General features: G+C 50.2%; 17 protein-coding genes. 9 read left to right on the top strand and 8 right to left on the bottom strand.

Features of this window, described 5'->3' with window-relative positions; genetic code table 11:
* Positions 1–269: 269 nt before the first annotated feature.
* Both ACZ44I_RS11015 and ACZ44I_RS11010 read left to right on the top strand, forming a co-directional pair.
* Positions 270–1013 carry a type IV pilin N-terminal domain-containing protein gene (locus ACZ44I_RS11015; RefSeq protein WP_464549946.1) on the top strand — a complete coding sequence of 248 codons (744 nt, stop codon included), beginning with the start codon at positions 270–272 and terminating at the stop codon, positions 1011–1013.
* Positions 1010–1579: a type IV pilin N-terminal domain-containing protein gene (locus ACZ44I_RS11010; RefSeq protein WP_464549948.1), complete on the top strand. Its 570-nt coding sequence runs from the start codon at positions 1010–1012 to the stop codon at positions 1577–1579. Before ACZ44I_RS11015 ends, ACZ44I_RS11010 begins: the two co-directional genes overlap by 4 nt.
* Positions 1580–1693: 114 nt before the next feature.
* Here ACZ44I_RS11010 and ACZ44I_RS11005 read toward each other — a convergent pair whose 3' ends face one another.
* Positions 1694–2053: a DUF5658 family protein gene (locus ACZ44I_RS11005; RefSeq protein WP_464549950.1), complete on the bottom strand. Its 360-nt coding sequence runs from the start codon at positions 2051–2053 to the stop codon at positions 1694–1696.
* 270 nt (positions 2054–2323) lie between these two features.
* On the opposite strand from ACZ44I_RS11005, the gene ACZ44I_RS11000 reads away from it, so the two are divergent.
* Positions 2324–4351, top strand: a complete 2028-nt coding sequence (locus ACZ44I_RS11000) for a magnesium chelatase subunit D family protein (protein ID WP_464549952.1) — start codon at positions 2324–2326, stop codon at positions 4349–4351.
* Positions 4338–4994, top strand: a complete 657-nt coding sequence (locus ACZ44I_RS10995) for a hypothetical protein (protein ID WP_464549954.1) — start codon at positions 4338–4340, stop codon at positions 4992–4994. The genes ACZ44I_RS11000 and ACZ44I_RS10995 overlap by 14 nt, the downstream gene beginning before the upstream one ends.
* Positions 4995–5101: 107 nt before the next feature.
* Here ACZ44I_RS10995 and ACZ44I_RS10990 read toward each other — a convergent pair whose 3' ends face one another.
* Complete coding sequence (locus ACZ44I_RS10990; protein WP_292738000.1) at positions 5102–5356, bottom strand: pro-sigmaK processing inhibitor BofA family protein; 255 nt, start codon at positions 5354–5356, stop codon at positions 5102–5104.
* A gap of 123 nt (positions 5357–5479) precedes the next feature.
* Here ACZ44I_RS10990 and ACZ44I_RS10985 point away from each other — a divergent pair, with 123 nt between their 5' ends.
* Entirely contained in the window at positions 5480–7444 is a 1965-nt protein-coding gene (locus ACZ44I_RS10985; RefSeq protein ID WP_464549956.1) for a thiamine pyrophosphate-dependent enzyme, read from the top strand.
* A gap of 43 nt (positions 7445–7487) precedes the next feature.
* Here ACZ44I_RS10985 and ACZ44I_RS10980 read toward each other — a convergent pair whose 3' ends face one another.
* The gene (locus tag ACZ44I_RS10980) at positions 7488–8267 is read right to left on the bottom strand and encodes a sugar phosphate isomerase/epimerase family protein (RefSeq protein WP_464549958.1); all 780 of its coding nucleotides are present in this window, start codon (positions 8265–8267) and stop codon (positions 7488–7490) included.
* A gap of 178 nt (positions 8268–8445) precedes the next feature.
* Positions 8446–8940 (bottom strand): type IV pilin N-terminal domain-containing protein, encoded by a 495-nt coding sequence (locus ACZ44I_RS10975; RefSeq protein ID WP_464549960.1) that lies wholly within the window; start codon positions 8938–8940, stop codon positions 8446–8448.
* Positions 8941–9121: 181 nt separating this feature from the next.
* Between ACZ44I_RS10975 and ACZ44I_RS10970 the strand changes: the two genes are divergently transcribed.
* Positions 9122–10549: an IS1634 family transposase gene (locus tag ACZ44I_RS10970; protein ID WP_464548222.1), complete on the top strand. Its 1428-nt coding sequence runs from the start codon at positions 9122–9124 to the stop codon at positions 10547–10549.
* A gap of 158 nt (positions 10550–10707) precedes the next feature.
* Here ACZ44I_RS10970 and ACZ44I_RS10965 read toward each other — a convergent pair whose 3' ends face one another.
* A complete protein-coding gene (locus ACZ44I_RS10965) occupies positions 10708–11229 on the bottom strand; it encodes a type IV pilin N-terminal domain-containing protein (protein WP_464549962.1) in 522 nt (173 codons plus the stop codon).
* Between the two features lie 322 nt (positions 11230–11551).
* Between ACZ44I_RS10965 and ACZ44I_RS10960 the strand changes: the two genes are divergently transcribed.
* From ACZ44I_RS10960 to ACZ44I_RS10950, 3 genes are read left to right on the top strand one after another with little or no spacing between them, the layout of a single operon-like run.
* On the top strand, positions 11552–12502 hold the full coding sequence (locus tag ACZ44I_RS10960) for a FecCD family ABC transporter permease (protein WP_464549964.1): 951 nt from the start codon (positions 11552–11554) through the stop codon (positions 12500–12502).
* Positions 12499–13725, top strand: coding sequence for an ABC transporter ATP-binding protein (locus ACZ44I_RS10955; RefSeq protein ID WP_464549965.1), 1227 nt, complete (start codon positions 12499–12501; stop codon positions 13723–13725). The genes ACZ44I_RS10960 and ACZ44I_RS10955 overlap by 4 nt, the downstream gene beginning before the upstream one ends.
* 51 nt (positions 13726–13776) lie before the next feature.
* Entirely contained in the window at positions 13777–14859 is a 1083-nt protein-coding gene (locus ACZ44I_RS10950; protein WP_464549967.1) for an ABC transporter substrate-binding protein, read from the top strand.
* Here the strand turns inward: ACZ44I_RS10950 and ACZ44I_RS10945 are convergent.
* From ACZ44I_RS10945 to ACZ44I_RS10935, 3 genes are all read right to left on the bottom strand, one after another.
* Positions 14854–15681, bottom strand: a complete 828-nt coding sequence (locus ACZ44I_RS10945; RefSeq protein WP_464549969.1) for a cache domain-containing protein — start codon at positions 15679–15681, stop codon at positions 14854–14856. The two genes, ACZ44I_RS10950 and ACZ44I_RS10945, sit on opposite strands and share 6 nt — an antisense overlap.
* A 191-nt stretch (positions 15682–15872) precedes the next feature.
* Positions 15873–16925: a transposase gene (locus ACZ44I_RS10940; protein ID WP_464576538.1), complete on the bottom strand. Its 1053-nt coding sequence runs from the start codon at positions 16923–16925 to the stop codon at positions 15873–15875.
* Entirely contained in the window at positions 16922–17074 is a 153-nt protein-coding gene (locus tag ACZ44I_RS10935) for a DUF2080 family transposase-associated protein (RefSeq protein WP_464548398.1), read from the bottom strand. Before ACZ44I_RS10935 ends, ACZ44I_RS10940 begins: the two co-directional genes overlap by 4 nt.
* Position 17075: the final 1 nt, after the last annotated feature.

Genomic DNA, 17075 nt, shown 5'->3' with positions numbered 1-17075 from the left:
AATATTTGATAGTATGAATGTAAATTAAATCATACTAAATTGATCCAATTAATTTGTATGTTGTACCATCGGTGATCTCTTTTGAAACCTTATCTTATTATTATTCATTTGGTTATAATTATACTAAATAAGTTAGTATTTAGTAATACACATATATCATTAAGTATTATAAATCTGGTTATTCAGCAGTGGGGATCTCCAGCTCCGGTATCCAGGTTTTGTGTCCTGTTTGGCTCTGGTGATGCTCTGGCTGATGGAGGAATTCTTTCATGAATGTAAAAAATGACATTGATTTGAGAAAAAGACGCGATGACGCGGTCTCGCCGGTCGTCGGCGTGATGCTGATGCTGGTTGTAACGATCATCATCGCCGCAGTGGTGAGCGGGTTTGCCGGCGGGCTTGCAGCCAGTGCTCAGAAGGCACCGAATCTGATGATGGATATAGAGATCAAGAATACGGGGTATCCGGGCTCAAGTTACATTTTTTATCAAGTATTAAGTGCAAGTGAATCTATATCAACGAAGGATCTGCGGATCACAACTTCATGGACAACAACAAATAAAACAAGTGGTGAGAGGATAACAGGTGGTGCTACAGTAGTTGCTAGTACCGAACCAAATACAGATCTGAGAAATGGAACTTCCGCGAATCATACTTATCATTCGCCACTTGGATTTGGAACTGGTGTCACCCCTATGAATCTTGGACGTCAAAAAGGGTTTACTCCATATGACCATGGACAATTTTTTGGTAATTACTCTTTAATGCCAGGCACATCAATGAAGAATTCTGCTGGATTTGGCGGTGATTATGGTTATGGACAAGAAGAGCCTTTTGCGTATAGCTACGGATCATCTGGTTCTAAGTATCCTACAGGTGCTAAAGATGGTATGATGGCTAATCTTGGTGAGGAATGGTATCATCTCCGCAAAGGTGATACAGTCAATGTGATGATTACACATATACCAAGCGGGCAGGTCATATTTCAGAAGAACGTGGTGGTGCAGGGATGAGATCTAAGAATATAATGAATGAAAAAGCAGTCTCGCCAGTTGTCGGTGTGATGCTGATGCTGGTTGTTACTATTATCATTGCGGCAATAGTATCTGGATTTACCGGAGGACTCGTCTCAGAAGCCGGGAAGTCTGCACAGGCAAGTATCAAAGCTGATTATAGCCAGAATAGTGGTCTTACGATCACTCATCTGGGTGGAGACATTATCAACACACTCCAGACAAAGATCATTGTACAAGTAACGGCAGATTTTGGTTCCGCAACACAGAAAAGTTGGGAGGTAAACACCTCTGTTGTAAAGATTAATGGAAAACCCTGGTTTGATAAATCAGATCCATATACATCCAAGATGGCTCGTACTTTTCAACCTGGTTCAACAGCAGTTGTAATTGCTGAAGATCTTGGTCAAGTGCAGCCACAAACATACACATCGGGCACTGATGATTCGACGGACAAAAGCTGTGGTTTCAACCATGAAAACGCCATCGGCCAGCGCTTCATCCTGAGTCTTGTTGATGATGCCGGAAGAACAATTGCAAGAACCGAGGTTCTGATCAGGCCATAAGAGAATGGTATGAAAGATGAAAAAATGGTTATTCAGGCCATTACGACAAAAAAATCGACGTATTGCCAAAACAGATATAACTGTTGAGGCGTAGGTCGGAATTCGATCTTTTTTTCACCCCATCCCAACCAACACACCCAGGTTATTCCCGATCACGACACCGTACCAGAGGATGATCGCAGAGAGCGCCACCGCCCCCGATGTCGGTACTCGCCTCCCGGCATAGCCGGTCATTATGATGATGAAGAGGAAGACTGCCGCCTTTACTGCAAGGTGCAGGAGCGGGGAGGCGACGATACCCTCCATCACCGGGTTTAACTCCACACCGCCACTTATCAGTATCAGCTCGGTTGTGATGCAATCGAGCAGGAAGAGGATGCCAAGAACCATGGCGAGCAGCCGGTGATCAGGGAGGATGAACTCTCCGGTGAACCGGGTGATCCATGGAGCCTCAATAGATGGCTGTGTGGTCATAAGCGGGAATCTGGAATTTGAGTATATTAATGTATTGATATGATCGGAGTTGAATCTGTTGATTTTTCATATGTTGAGGAAAAATTTGCGAATATTTTTAGGTTTTTCCTTAGCTTGTAAAAAGATTCGATGCACCTGTTGTACGCTCTTCCCTGCATACCATTTTTTCACGTACCTGCGGCGATACTTCTTTCGTAAATTGTAATCATAAATGAATAATTAAACGGAAGTAGTATTACGAATAAAGTAAAATGTAGGATGATGAATCTCATGACCTCTCACACAACCCTTCCATTCACCGCTATCATTGGCCAGGAACAGATGAAGCTCGCCCTTATTCTCAATGCCATCAATCCCCGGATCGGCGGGGTCCTCATAAGGGGGGAGAAGGGGACTGCAAAATCCACTGCGGTACGGGCCCTGGCATCTGTCCTGCCGGAGATCGGGGTTGTCTGCGGGTGCCCGTTCTCCTGCGATCCGGCAGACTCCGATCATCTCTGTCCGGCTTGTAGGGAAAGGATTGCGGAAGCCGGGGTGCCCGGCGAGTCCGATACCACAAGAAGACATGTCCGGGTCGTTACACTGCCGCTTGGTGCAACCGAGGATCGGGTTGTCGGAACCCTTGATCTGAAACGTGCGATCAAGGAGGGGATCGCCGCCCTTGATCCCGGTATCCTCGCCGCCGCACACCGTGGCATCCTCTATATCGATGAGGTGAACCTCCTAGACGATCATGTCGTTGATATCCTCCTTGATGCAGCAGCAATGGGGGTGAACACCATCGAGCGGGAAGGAATATCGGTTTCGCATCCTGCAAAATTTATCCTCGTCGGCACGATGAATCCCGAAGAGGGCGAACTCCGGCCCCAGCTCCTTGACCGGTTCGGCCTGATGGTCAGTGTTGAGGGGATCACCGATCCTGAAGGGAGGATGGCAGTCATTGCCGCTGCCGAAGGCTGGGATGCAGATCCAAAACAGACTGAAGCAGATCACCTGCGAAAGCTTGAGGAGCTGAGAACCGCAATCATCGAAGCACAGGAACGCCTTCCGGACATAAAGGTCGATGAGGTGCTTGTCCGAAAAATCGTCGATGCCTGCCTTGCCCTTGGGATCAGCACCCATCGTGCAGAGATCACCGTGGTCAGGACTGCCAGGACCATCGCCGCATTCAGGGGAAGAACCGATGTCCTGCCCGAGGATATCCGTGAGGCGATGGCGCTTGCTCTCCCACATAGGATGAGGAAGAAGCCGTTTGAGGAGCCGAAGGTCAACCAGGAGATCCTTGATGATATGATCCCCGACGACCCCGACGATCCGGAGGAGCCTGACGATTCACAGGATGAACAGGAGAGCGAGCCCACGGAAAGTGACGATGAGCATGAAGAGCAGGAAGACGGGGGTGAGGGATCGGCTTCTCCGCCACAGGGGATGAACAGGCAGCATGAGATCGGCGATCGCGTCAGCACGGCACCTGTCTGGGATGCACAGGATTCTGATCGCGATATGAGAAAGACGGCACGAGGACGGCGGATCTCCACCCCGACGACCGATCCCCGTGGAAGAAGGACGACCACATCTCCTGCATCGGAATATCGTAGCCTTGCTTTGGATGCCACTCTCAGGGCGGCGGCACCACACCAGCAGAGCCGGAACCGGAACGGGTGTGCAGTCGTTATCCATGATGAGGATCTCAGGCAGGCACGGCGCACCGGGAAAGCCGAAGTCGCCTGTGTCTTTGTCGTTGATGCAAGCGGATCGATGGGTGCACAGGAGCGGATGGAGGCGGCAAAGGGTGCGGTTCTCTCGCTTCTTGAGGATGCCTATGTGAACCGGGATCGGGTCGGGCTCGTTGCATTCCGGGGAGATAGTGCAGATGTCCTCCTTCCTCTCTCACGCAGCCCGGATCTCGCCTTTCGCCAGCTTACCGATCTCCCGACAGGTGGGCGGACACCCCTTGCATCCGGCCTTATGAAAGGAATGGAGCTTCTCCAGAGAGAAAGGACAAAAAAGCGGGAGATCCTACCTATGATGATGCTGATCTCGGATGGAAGGGCGAATGCCGGTTCAGGGCCGATACGCGAGGAGATTAGGAATGTCTCCAATGCAATCGCACGCAGCGGGATCAGAACCGTAATCATCGACACAGAAGCGGTATCTTCCCGCCAGCCTCTTGCACTTGGCTATTGCAGGGAGATTGCGATGAACACCGGGGGAAGGTATTATGCTTTGAATGATCTCTCGGCAGGGTCTGTAGAGGAGATTGCACGATTTGAGGGAGGGTTCTATGCGGGTTCGTAATGGCATAATTGTCAGTTTTTTTATGGTTCTCCTGATAATCTCGGCGGGATGCACTGTCTATGAGAAGGAAGAGGAATATCCGGTATTTGATGACACTATCTATACTCCTCCGCCACCCCCGGTCTCTCCGGTGTCGTCTGCATCTCCTGTTCAAACACCGGCTCCAGTTCCAGTAAGCGTAAATCCATCCGCAGGATATTCAATGGAGAATCTCACACCTGACATAACTGCCGTTCCACAGCCAAATCATCCTTTGAGGAGATACTATCCGGTATATTCACAACAATACCGTTTGATGTATAATCTGGAAGGCCCCTATGGGCTTGAGATAGTCTGTAATGAAGCTCCGCTTAGGATACAGTTCGAGAGCAATCCTGATCACGAGAACCTGCGATTAAGTTATGCCTACTGGGAGTTGACGGATATCGAAACAGGTGAAGTGATCGAAGAGGGCGGTTTCAGCCTTAAGCATTCAACCCAGAAGACGCAGATAATAACTCTCTTACGGACGGGAAACTTCCACCTGAACCTCTACGGTGCACGAATCAATGTGAAGATTACCGTGCTCTCGCCTCATGCCGCTGACATGGTTCTTCAGCAGCCACAGTTCACCTCTCCTGATGAAGAAGAATATTACTGGTAACGATCAGGATTCGGCATCCCCCTCATCACTTTTCAATTTAAAAACAGATTGCAATCCCTGTGTCATAAAAAGATTTTATTAAGATTTTTTAGATTGGGTGATTTCCATCAGAGCGGAATACCCAGAAGATGGAGTATGATGATGATGATCACCCCGATGATCCCTCCAATCGCACTGATCAGGATTGTGACGATATTGATCGGGATACCCGGCTCACCGAAGATGCCTATGAAATTCAGGATAAAGAGGATGACAATACCGATGATCGCGTTGTATACGAGGTACACTCCTTTCTTCAGGAGATAGTAGATGGCAACTGCAATCGCAATAGCGATGATGATGCCAAAGAGTGAGCCGAACATATAAGAATTTCATCGCTCCATCTATTTAAGACAATATGTCGTTTTCCCAGGTGATATGCTTCATCGCATCCCCATCATTTATCTATCTCTCCTCCCCCTCTTCTCATTGGAGAGATGCAAGCGATGTCACAATGGAAATGTTCGGTCTGCGGGTATGTCTATGATGAGGAGGCTGGTGAGCCTTCGACAAAGACTGCACCAGATACCACTTTTAAAGAACTCCCGCACGACTGGCGGTGCCCGGTCTGTGCGGCAGGGAAACCCGCGTTCTCGGTTTTTTCTTCAGAAGGCGAATCCGGCCCCGCCCTTTCGATGATCTGGCGGTGCACCGTCTGCAACTACCGCTATTCCGAAGAGAAAGGCGAGCCTGCAACAAAGACGCCGGCAGGTACACGGTTTGCAGAACTTCCGGATAGGTGGCGATGCCCTGTCTGCGGGGCTGGTCGTTCCGCTTTTGTGATGGTCAGAAAGGATGCAATCGCCCACGAGCAATCCGGGATGACGGTATCGGATGTGATCATTGACGGGCTCCTTGCAGCCGGAATCGATCTCGTCTTCGGCCTCCCCGGCACCTCCTCGCTCGGCCTTGTGGATGCGATCCGGAAGAACGGGAAGGTACGCTATATTGTTGTGCGGCATGAGGAGACAGCGGCGATGGCAGCATCCGCCTACAACAAGCTCACCGGCAGAATCGCCGCCTGCCTCACGATTGCGGGCCCCGGTGCTACGAACCTCGCAACCGGCCTCTATGATGCAAAAGAGGATGGTGCATCTGTCCTCTCCTTAAACGGGCAGGTTGAGATGCAGTATACCGGCGAGTACGGCATGCAGGAGATCGATCAGGATGCCTTCTTCCGGCCGATAACTGTCTATAACAATACCATTTCGGATCGGAAGATGACGCTCCTCCTCCTCTCCCGTGCGATCCGGTATGCAACGCTCCGCCACGGTGTTGCCCAGCTATCGATTCCAAATGATATCCAGAAACAGTCCCTTGATCCATCAATCTGTGAAACCGGGATTGTGATTGGTGAACCTGCAATCATCCCGGATGCTGCCTCGCTCCAGCAGGCAAAGGGGGCCATCGATGCTGCCGAATACCCGGTTGTAATCGCCGGATTTGGTGCATATCATGATGCAGATGCCGTTCTCGCCTTTGCAGAAGCAATCGACGCTCCGATCCTGACCACGTACCGTGCTAAAGGCATCCTTCCCGAGGATCATCCCCGTGTGATCAGCGTGCTCGGATCGGTTGGATCCCCGCAGGCACGGATCCTGGCAGAACGATCTGATCTGATCACCTGCTTTGGTGTCGGGTTCTCAAAGCTCACAAATGTCCCGCTTGAGACCCCAATCATACAGGTCGATACGAATCCTGTGAAACTTGGAATCGGGAAGAAGACGATCCCGCTCTGGGGCACCTGTTCGGAGACGATCCCCCTCCTCACCACAATGGCCGAAAAGAAGACCCGGCCCGGCCTTGCGGATGATCTTGCCGGAATGAAAAAGGCGTGGTTTGACCAGTTGGAGAAGGAGGCTGATTTTGGTGCAGTTCCAATCCGCCCACCCTACATCATGAAGGTTCTCTCTAACACCCTTCCTTTTGATTCTGTCATCTGCCTGGATGTTGGAGAGAATCAGTGGTGGTTTGGACGGAACTTCCTGATAAAGCAGCAGCGGTTTGTGATGTCGGGGTATCTCGGGACGATGGGCTTTGGGTTTCCAGCAGCAATCGCCGCAAAGCTCGCTTACCCGGAGAAAAAGGTCGTCTGCATCACCGGGGACGGCGGCTTCTCACAGGCGATGGCGGACTTTGTCACCGCGGTGAAGTACGATCTCCCGATGGTTGTTATCATCCTGAATAACCGGCAGCTTGGGATGATACAGGTTGAGCAGCTGATGGAGAATTATCCGAATTTCGGAACCGATCTCCATAACCCGGACTTTGCCGCCTATGCAGATGCCTGCGGCGGTGCCGGCATCCGGGTGGAGCAGCCGGGTGATTTGGAGGGAGTGGTTCGGGAAGCGCTTTCGATGAATCTGCCGGTTATCGTTGATGTGATCTGCGATGCACGGAGGATTGTGTGATCCCGGTATCTTCGTAATCGCATTTGCGAAAACCATTGCCTGATCACGGATGAGGTGTCTCTCTCCCCACAACCCCTCCGGTATTCTGCGGCTGTCCAAGGGACTCAAGATACCGCATGCTCTCATCATACCACTCGATACGCGGCATCTCCAGTGTCCGGAGCGCCCTCTTTGGAAACCGGGGAAACAGGGCAGAATAGTCGATATTTCCCTTTCCAATCGGGAGATGGTCATCGTTTGTACCGCTGTTGTCGTGGATATGCAGGTGGTCGGGCTCTCCTGAAGCAAGGAACTCGTAAAGCTGTCCGTTGAGGTTGGCATGGCCGACATCAAGGCAGAACGAGAGTCCGGCATCCCGCAGTTCGGGCAAAAGGCCAGTGTCCCGGAAATGGCATACCTCCCAGCTCCCCATATTCTCAAGTGCGATTGGTATCCCGTACTCATCCTGTATCAGTGAGAGTGATTCAAGCGAATCAAGCAATGCCGTATAGGATCGGTCTTTTAGTTCGATCCACGGGGTGAACCCGGGATGCACGATCACGATCCGGGCATCAATCTCTGCCGACCTCTGGCAGATCTCCGCAAGAAGGTCGAGTGACGACTCCCTGATCGGGTCCCTGACGCTCGCAATATTGATGTCGGTCGTCGGGGAATGGACAGACAGGGTAAAGGTATGCGAAGAGAGGGCTTCCGGATTATCCAGCAGGTCGTGGGTTGCATCTGCCAGGATCTCGATGGTGCGTGTCCGCCCGGCGATCACCTCCAGTACATCCGGAAGAGAGCGATCAAGGAGGCACCAGGTGGTGCAGCCGTGATCAGGCATGGGGGTGTGCTCCGTGGTGTGTGTGTCCGGGTGTGGGTGTTACAGCGGACGGAGGTAATATGAATAATGTGTTGATCATTTGTTCATCGAAATAACCTGATTCATATTGCTGGTTGTTCATGCTGATAAAAAAGGATGGTGAATGGTATTCATGTGGAACTGACAGCCACCGTTCTCCTTATGGAAGCACGATGGTCTGTGCAGTCACAATGAGCTTTCCGCTGGTTGCATCATAGATCTCAATATTCACCCGCTCGCCTGGTCCGGGTGCCATAAAAGTACCTGGTGTCCAACTGTTTGGTGCAAATGCATCTGTCCAGTCGATCTTCATTGGGTTGCCCGGTTGGAATACAACCCCTTCGCCCAATAGTTCAAGGGTTCCCGTGATCTCATGACTCATATCATTATACGTCCCTGCCGGAATGAAGGTTCTGACTTTGAGTGTCTCAGGTGCAAGTGGGTCGCCGCCCTTGTGCTCAAGAAGGATATGATCCCCATTGTATGCAATTGCACTGAGTGTCACCTGTGGTGCTTTCTGTGACGTCTCGGCAAGCCCTCCGGCAAATCCCGATACAACTGCGGCGACGATGATTGTAACAACGAGCATCAGCATAACGCCGACAACCGGTGAGACCGCGTTTTCATTTACATCGAATCTGTCTTTCATTGCCATCACACTCCCACCACGACGTTTTTGTCGAAGATTGTTGTACTTGAACGCAGATCGATCAGCTTCACGTTGACAACCTCATTTCCGGTTAGATGCTCCCAATTTTTAATCATAGGTATTGCATCCCAACTTTGCCATTAACAAGAAATATATGTGTTCTTAGTGATGTTTGAATTGAACCAAAATGCAAACAAAACTAAGAACTAATCAGATTGAACCGAATGAGAATATATCCTTTCCTATCGGTACCCTTCTTCTCGTTGAAAGGCTGTATGAAACCCTGAATTTATCCTCTGTTTTCGGGAAACACAAGACAAGAGGTATCGACATCAATAATCTGCTTCAAGCTCTTGTCAGCTACAAAATGACGGATAACTTCAGCATAAAGCGGTCTCACGAATGGATCAACCGGCCTGAAGTGCTTACCGAATTCTCTCTCCCATCATTCAGTGAAAGAACACTCTACCGTGTCCTTGAAACCCTTGGTGCCAACCGTGAAGAGATCATCTCCGATATCCAGGACATCCTGTTTGAGAGGTATGAATTTGAGCATACAAACATCAACATGGACTGGACCAGCATTGTTCTTCATGGTACCAAGGCTCCGCTTGGAAAGTATGGCTACAGTCGTGATCATCGGCCAGATAAAAAACAGATCACCGTTGGTGTCACAGAACTTGCCGACCCGATCAATGTCCCGATTGGGCTGACAATCGAACCCGGCAATCTCAATGATCAGATCCACTTCAAGAAGACCTATCAGCAATCAAGCGGCAGTCTCAGAGAGGGTTCTCTGGTAATATTTGATAAAGGAGCGAACAGTGTCGCCAATATCCAGATGATCCGGGCAGATAATATGCAGTACATCACCGGAAAGAAGCTCAACAAGAGCGACGACAAGATAATCGCCAAATTTGAGACATATAATCCTCAGATGGTTGATGAGGAATCTGGGACCCGCGGGATTAAAATCGAGAAACCGAACAGTATCAATTATCTCTACTTCTCAGAAAAACTGCAGAAAGAGCAGCTGGAATCCAGAGCCCGAAAAGTTGTGCGAGAGATAAAAGAAGCGAAAGCCATTCAGGAGAGTATTGACAAGAATAAGGGTCTTCCAAAGCGATTCCGGATAAACAATCTTCTTGTTGATGTGGATTACTCCATCCAGACAAAGCTGATTGAACTCTCCGAAGATGATGCCGTCAGGCTTCTTGAAGATAAGTTCATCACCGGCAGAGAGGGATTCTTCTGCCTGAAATCGAGTAAGAATTTGACACTTACTGAAGCCCTTCTGACCTATCGAAAAAAGGACTCGATCGAGAAGATATTCAACTCTCTCAAGAACGAGATCGAGATAAAACCATTGCGCGTATGGACTGATAACAGCATTTACGGTGCTTTAATCATTGGGTTTCTTGCACAGTTATTCATCTCACTGGTCCGATTTGAGATCCCGGAACTAAAGCATACGTCAACGAAATTCATCAAAAAGGCGCTATCGAATTTGACAGTTACGGTTGATTCGTGGATGAGGAAGACAAAAAGGTTCATTCACTCCAATTTTGATGCCATCAACACGATGATTTTACGGCATAATTGGACGGTTACATGAAGTTTTGATGGGAAAATCGTCAACTGTCAAATACAGTTTCCCGATGAAATTCTGGAAAAATTAGATCACGATAGCGGATGCTCTCATTGGGTGGCTGAACCCAAAGTGGCAAACTTAGGTTGCATCATTACTCGGTCCAATATTCATGATGGCTTTTGCTACGTCTCCGGATCGCATGATGTAGTTGCCAAACCAGAGAGTCTCTTCTTCACCGACTCCATTTGCAGGGGTATCTCCCGGAATAACCTTGTATGGGGCATGATAGTAAACCTGATATGCCCCCCCCCCCACGATGTGTAATTAGTGTTAAGAGAGTCTAGCAGATAGTAGGTATAATTACCCGGGAAATATTCCTGATCCTCAGCTGCTCCCCGTCTGGGTGCAATCGTTTCCTGTACCTGGTAGGCACCTGACGCATTGACCCAGCTTGTTACCAGCTTGATGTAACGGGTATCAACCGGATCTCCACTAAGATGTTTGAGAGTAAACTCATAACCATAAGCACCGCCCATACTACTCTCAGAAATCTTTGCTTCAAAAGCAGCCTGAGGGGCCTTGTCCGTTCCGCTCGCAAGTCCTCCGGCAAAACCGCTGACAACTGCAGCGATGATGATCGTGACGACGAGCATCAGCATGACGCCGACAACCGGTGATACGGCGTCTTCTCTTCTCTGTTTCATGGTATCTCCTCTAATGTGGAGTTGTGGGGGGAGGCCCCGATCCCCTCTCACAACTAAAGAAAATTGTTGTTAATGCTATTTATATTGATCATCCGAATTGACCCTCAAACATGTATTGTTCCTCCCTGATGTCTCTGGTATGTACTTTAAAGCCGGAATAGGGGTATCTTGGGCGAATAAGCGAAGAGACGAAAACAAACAAAAAAATCAAACCACTGTGCGTACCCGTGATGAGAAGTAACTGATCATTATGGATCCTTTGCATACAATCACAATATCTAAAAGAATATTTATTTAAGTTAAAAAAAGAAAAGTTGTTCAAATGCGCTACCGTGCACCTCTCACGCTCTTCTTCCTCCTCATAGCCTTATGCCTGAGCATGCTCATCGCTGTTGCAACCGGGCCGATCCAGATCCCGATTCTATCAATTTTCTCAGATGAAACTGCCCAGCAGATCATCTTTGATATCCGGCTTCCACGGGTGATCGCAGCGGTGCTGGTTGGTGCTGCGCTTGCAACGGCAGGCACCGCGATGCAGGCGCTCTTCAAGAACCCGATGGCCGATCCCTATATCATTGGAACATCCGCCGGGGGATCGCTTGGCGCAGTTGCCTCTATTGTATTCCTGGCAGGTGCCGGCCTCCCGGTCTTTGCCTTTACCGGTGCGGTTGCAGCGACCTTCCTGGTCTATACCATCGCCCGCAGGGGCGGAAAAATCCCGGTTGAGACCCTGCTTCTGACCGGTGTTGCCCTCTCGATGTTCCTCTCCGCAATGCTCTCATTTCTGATGTATACCAGCGGAAAGAGCCTCCACCAGATCGTCTTCTGGCTGATGGGAGGGTTCTGGACGGTCTCATGGGACCAGGTATGGGTTGCTCTCGTCATCCCGGTTGGCTGCGTTCTGATCTATCTCTTTGCCCGTGACATCAACATCATCTCGCTCGGCGATGATGAGGCTGTTCACCTCGGGGTGAATGTGGAGCAGCTGAAGATTCTTCTTCTTTTTGCAAGCGCGGTGCTGGCCGGGATCGCTGTCTCCATTGCCGGTGCAATCGGGTTCATCGGCCTGATCACCCCACACCTGATGCGGAATATCGTCGGCCCTGATCACCGGATGCTCTTCCCCGCCGCAATTCTTGCGGGAGCACTGATCCTCCTCTGGGCAGATACCTTTACCCGGACATTCGGAAACGAGATGCCGGTTGGGATCATCACGGCATTCCTTGGCGCTCCCTTCTTCATGTATCTCCTTCGGCGGAGGAGTGCGGTATGAAAGCTGTCAATGTTATCGATCTTGATGTCAGGTACGGGGCGCACCAGATCCTTGAAGCAATCGCTTTTTCGGTTCATTCCGGTGAGATGATCGGGATCTGCGGCCCGAATGGATCAGGCAAGACGACACTCCTGAAAGCCATGAGCAGGATTGTTGCCCCGGCAGCAGGAGAGGTCTACTATAATGGCGAGGATATGGATACCCTCTCCTTCCAGATGCTGGCACAGCGGGTGGCGGTCGTTCCACAGGAGACAGCAATCAATTTCGATTACACCGTCTGCGAGATCGTGATGATGGGCCGTCACCCCTATATCGGCAGGTTCGCATCAGAAAGCAGGGAGGATCACGCGATCTGTGACCGGGTGATGCGGCTTGCCAATGTCTCCCACCTTGCCGATATGCCTGTGAATCAGATCAGCGGGGGCGAGCGGCAGCGTGTCCTGATCGCCCGTGCTCTGGCACAGGAGCCGGATATCCTCCTGCTCGACGAGGCGACCTCTCATCTTGATATAAGCCACCAGATTGAGATTTTAACAATCATCAGAAAGGAGATGGAGAAGACAGCGACAATCAGTGTCTTCCATGACATCAATCTGGCATCCTGCTACTGCGACCGGATCATTCTGTTAAAGGAGAGACAGATTGCCGGTATAGGAACACCCCCGGATGTGCTGACAGAGAACCTGATCCACTCGGTCTATGGGATCAATGTCATTGCAGGGACACACCCTTCCACAAACAGGCCGTATATCCTTCCGATGTATGAGAAGGTGAAGGTCGAAACTGGCGGAAGGCGGGTGCATCTTGTCTGCGGCGGTGGCACAGGCTCGTTCCTTCAAAGAGAGCTCCACCGGTCCGGTTGTCTCCTCTCCACCGGTGTCCTGAATGTTCTTGACTCTGATTACAAAACAGCATGTGATCTTGGTATTCCGGTCGTCTCCGAGGCACCGTTTGCACCAATATCGGGTGATGCCTCGGGAGCACTCATGCCGTTCCTTGAGGGAGCGGATATGATTCTTCTCGTTCCCATGCCTGTTGGGGGTGGGAATATTGAGAATATACGGCTGCTGGAACCCTTTGCCAAAAAGACGGTTCTTGTCGGGCGCTTGGAATCGTTTGAAGACTATACCGAAGGAGGGGCTCAAAAAGTTCTCTCCCGGCTTCTTGAGGGCGGCATGGTGGTTGTTGATTCTCTGGAAAATGCCTTGAAAAGGGAACTGTGAGTTTTATGGCGTCCATTTGGTGTTTAAAAGTAAATTGGGATCTGTGATTGCATGATGGATAGATGGATGAAGAGTATCCGGAGAAGTATAGTGTCGCTGGCAGTCATCATGGTGCTCTGCACCGGGGTTACAGCCGCCATGGCTGAAGAGGTATCAGCAGGTCATGCAGATGGGATTTTGGCCATCACTGTTCTTGATGACTCCGGTCGTACAATAACCATTGAAAAGTACCCGGATCGTATCGTATCCCTTGCCCCATCCAATACAGAACTTCTCTTTGCAATTGGTGCGGGCGACCGGCTCGTGGCAGTGGCTGACCAGAGCGACTATCCTGCTGAGGCACGTGCCATTCAGACTGTTGGAGGCTACACCACAATCAGCCTTGAGAAGGTCATTGCCGCAAAACCGGATCTGGTGGTTGCAGCACCCGGCAATTCCGAGGAATTGATCGAGAGATTCCGGAGACTCGGGCTTGTGGTTGTCGTCATCGATCCAAGAACTATCGAGGAGATTTTGGATGATATCATTCTCCTTGGAACGCTTACCGGCAATGCGGCAGAGGCGAAACTGCTCACAACCGAACTTGATAGAAGAATCCAGGCAGTAACCGATACGGTGGCAGAACAGGAAAAGACTCCATCGGTTGCCCATATTGTCTGGCATGATCCGGTCTGGGTGTCCGGTGACCGGACCTTCCAGCATGAGGTGATCACCCGGGCAGGAGGAACAAATGCCTTCGAATCGATTGAAGAATGGGGTGTTATCGGGCTTGAAGAGTTTGTTATTGCAAATCCTAATTATATTCTCGTCAGTTCCGGGACCGGGATGGATAAGGATGATTATGATGTCATCTATGAGTATGTGATGAACGAGCCCAGGTTCCAGCGGATGGATGCGGTACGAGAAAACCGGGTTGTTATCATCGATGCTGATACCATCAGTCGCGGCGGGCCCCGGATTGTGGATGCACTCGAAGAGGTGGCAGAAGTGATTCATCCCGACCTCTATGATCCTTTGGTTCGGGAAATCCCGCAATCTGAAGAATCTTCCCCTTTAGCAGTAATCCCTTTGATTGCTCTCTTCTCACCTGCCCTGTTTATACTACAAAGGAGGAAGCTCTCCTCTCCCTCATAGAGTCCGGGTGATCGCCACCCGCCACTCTGTCCCGTGAAGGGATACGGTCGTCCAGACAGCCTCTTTTGTCTGGTCACGGAAGATATAGCTTCCCTGCCCCTGCCCATCTTCTGTGACCCGGGTGACGAACTCAACCAGCACAGGATAGGCGGAATAGACGGGATCGTCAAGGGGGAGTCCGATCTGTTCCGGATCGGTATCATAGAGGACGCGGCCTTCGGTATCGACGACGGTGATCGAATAGGGTTTCCCGGAAACAACCGGCTCAGCTGCCTCCCCGATCAGGATATCCGGCCTGAAGACGATGGAGGTGAACCCAAGGAACCTCCCCGGCGGCTCGCTTGCGATCCCACCCCTGCTGAAGACGGGTGCGCTGATGAATGATGCATCGCCCCCCTCTGCCACCGGAATAATGCCGCTCATGATCGGGCGGCGGGTTGCAAGAATATGCTGTGTTGCCTTCTGATCCGATACATCTATTCCTTCCACACCGTGGTATATGGACGGTTCGGCAGCAAGGATGATGCCTTCCGGGCTGACAGTTGTGCTGTCGATGATCGCCGGATGGATACCGCTTATTTCAAGCAGGATATCGCGTGCCGCCCGGCTATCAAGGCCGATTGATCCGAGATCATATGCAGCGGCTGCCAGTTCGCCATCAAGCGTCTCCAGCGATGCTGAGATCTCTGACTGGAGCCTGAGAAGGATCATCGCCATATCATCATCAGGATCGGCATCAGGTGCAGGAGTAACTACTATTCCGATGACTACCCCGGCGAGCAGGCAGGCAATGGCAATAATGATCACATGGGAAGATTGCATCTGGAATTGTATCTCGTCATATCTTAAGAATCGATCGACTGCATCAGTATCTCCGATCGAAAATGAGTGAGCGGCACAGTGCCCTCGATTCGCGGCACAATGGCAGTCAGTTACGACCTATCGATGGCTCCCTGATGATCCACCGACCAACACCCCCATGCAGCTGTGACATGGAGATGGCAACCGAGCACCTATCGTGGCTCTTTATATCGAGCAGCGCAGAGTTCGTACATCTCCAGTAAGAACTGTTTAAAACTCACCTCATCTTTGTACAGCACGATCCAGAGCAGCTGGAGCACCTGTTCATACGCGAAGTAAAAGAACCGGATTCGCGGATCCTTTGATTTCGAGGAGATTCTCGCTTCATCCTGCACCCGGAAACCGGTTTCGATTCTCCATCGTTTCTTGTAGGTTGGAATAACATATTCCAGATCAATAGACTCCTGATTCGTAGCAAATGCCCAATCATATGACTTTTCAGACTTTTTATCGAATATCTGCCTCAGAAGTGCGAGTGTTGTCTCGCCTCGAAACACCGTCTTCTCCTTATTGACCTCGAGTTCATATCGGATCTTTTTCTTCTCTCCAATATCCAGCAATTCTATCTCTTTTTTGATTTTATCGTTTTTTGGAGCAAAAATCAGATACGGCACCTCGGCATGTGTCAGAGTCAGCATCAGATCTTTGCTAAAGAATCCCCGGTCAAATACCGTGAGTTCAACGGAATTCACCAGTGGTTCAACCAGAGCAAGACACCAGGTCACCGTTGTTGCCATATTGTGGCCAAGATGTACAGGAACTGATAAAAGCGGAATCTTCTGGGGAATATCAGAATTGATGATGGCGCATGAGAGGAACTTGAACTTCCCGGTAACCCCATGTTCACCCGTATATCCATGTATCCAGAACCCCTGAACATCACCATAAAAATCCTCTTCGGTATAATCAAAGGCTAAAACAACGTTTTTATTGGCAAGATCAAATCGTGTACCCAGTCGCTCGACCGTCATCCGATACTGCCAGACAATGTGTGATGTCGTGACATTCTTGATGGCGAGATGGAGTGAATCCGCCCTGTTGCCGACGGTTTCGATATAGGTATTTGCAACCGCTGCTTTGAGGAGGTCACGGTTATACTGGAATCCGGAGAGTGTCGGTCCTTTAAACGGGAGTTTCAGTGCCCGATCGACGAATGTATCGAGTGTTTTGAGGGTCCTGAACAATCGTGCATCACTGAGTTTCATAGTATTACCAGGTAGACTGTTCTGTCCAGGTATTCCTTGGGGCAGTCCACTTTTGCGCTATTCCCGAATTTGGTGACTTTTCGAATGATAAATCCCTGAATATTCTCGATCTCGATCCGGGTAGCAGGATTTAGTTCAACTTTCTTCATT

The organism is Methanocalculus pumilus (genome assembly GCF_055382585.1).
This window is presented reverse-complemented; position numbering and strand designations above follow the sequence as displayed.

Excerpts from the sequence above, each read along its gene's own strand:
- ACZ44I_RS10970 (WP_464548222.1), top strand. The coding sequence starts at position 9,122 with ATGCAAACAAAACTAAGAACTAATCAGATTGAACCGAATGAGAATATA.
- ACZ44I_RS10985 (WP_464549956.1), top strand. The coding sequence starts at position 5,480 with ATGTCACAATGGAAATGTTCGGTCTGCGGGTATGTCTATGATGAGGAG.
- ACZ44I_RS10965 (WP_464549962.1), bottom strand. The coding sequence starts at position 11,229 with ATGAAACAGAGAAGAGAAGACGCCGTATCACCGGTTGTCGGCGTCATG.
- ACZ44I_RS11010 (WP_464549948.1), top strand. The coding sequence starts at position 1,010 with ATGAGATCTAAGAATATAATGAATGAAAAAGCAGTCTCGCCAGTTGTC.
- ACZ44I_RS10935 (WP_464548398.1), bottom strand. The coding sequence starts at position 17,074 with ATGAAGAAAGTTGAACTAAATCCTGCTACCCGGATCGAGATCGAGAAT.
- ACZ44I_RS10960 (WP_464549964.1), top strand. The coding sequence starts at position 11,552 with ATGCGCTACCGTGCACCTCTCACGCTCTTCTTCCTCCTCATAGCCTTA.
- ACZ44I_RS10945 (WP_464549969.1), bottom strand. The coding sequence starts at position 15,681 with ATGCAATCTTCCCATGTGATCATTATTGCCATTGCCTGCCTGCTCGCC.
- ACZ44I_RS10995 (WP_464549954.1), top strand. The coding sequence starts at position 4,338 with ATGCGGGTTCGTAATGGCATAATTGTCAGTTTTTTTATGGTTCTCCTG.
- ACZ44I_RS11005 (WP_464549950.1), bottom strand. The coding sequence starts at position 2,053 with ATGACCACACAGCCATCTATTGAGGCTCCATGGATCACCCGGTTCACC.
- ACZ44I_RS11000 (WP_464549952.1), top strand. The coding sequence starts at position 2,324 with ATGACCTCTCACACAACCCTTCCATTCACCGCTATCATTGGCCAGGAA.
- ACZ44I_RS11015 (WP_464549946.1), top strand. The coding sequence starts at position 270 with ATGAATGTAAAAAATGACATTGATTTGAGAAAAAGACGCGATGACGCG.
- ACZ44I_RS10940 (WP_464576538.1), bottom strand. The coding sequence starts at position 16,925 with ATGAAACTCAGTGATGCACGATTGTTCAGGACCCTCAAAACACTCGAT.
- ACZ44I_RS10990 (WP_292738000.1), bottom strand. The coding sequence starts at position 5,356 with ATGTTCGGCTCACTCTTTGGCATCATCATCGCTATTGCGATTGCAGTT.
- ACZ44I_RS10955 (WP_464549965.1), top strand. The coding sequence starts at position 12,499 with ATGAAAGCTGTCAATGTTATCGATCTTGATGTCAGGTACGGGGCGCAC.
- ACZ44I_RS10975 (WP_464549960.1), bottom strand. The coding sequence starts at position 8,940 with ATGGCAATGAAAGACAGATTCGATGTAAATGAAAACGCGGTCTCACCG.
- ACZ44I_RS10950 (WP_464549967.1), top strand. The coding sequence starts at position 13,777 with ATGATGGATAGATGGATGAAGAGTATCCGGAGAAGTATAGTGTCGCTG.
- ACZ44I_RS10980 (WP_464549958.1), bottom strand. The coding sequence starts at position 8,267 with ATGCCTGATCACGGCTGCACCACCTGGTGCCTCCTTGATCGCTCTCTT.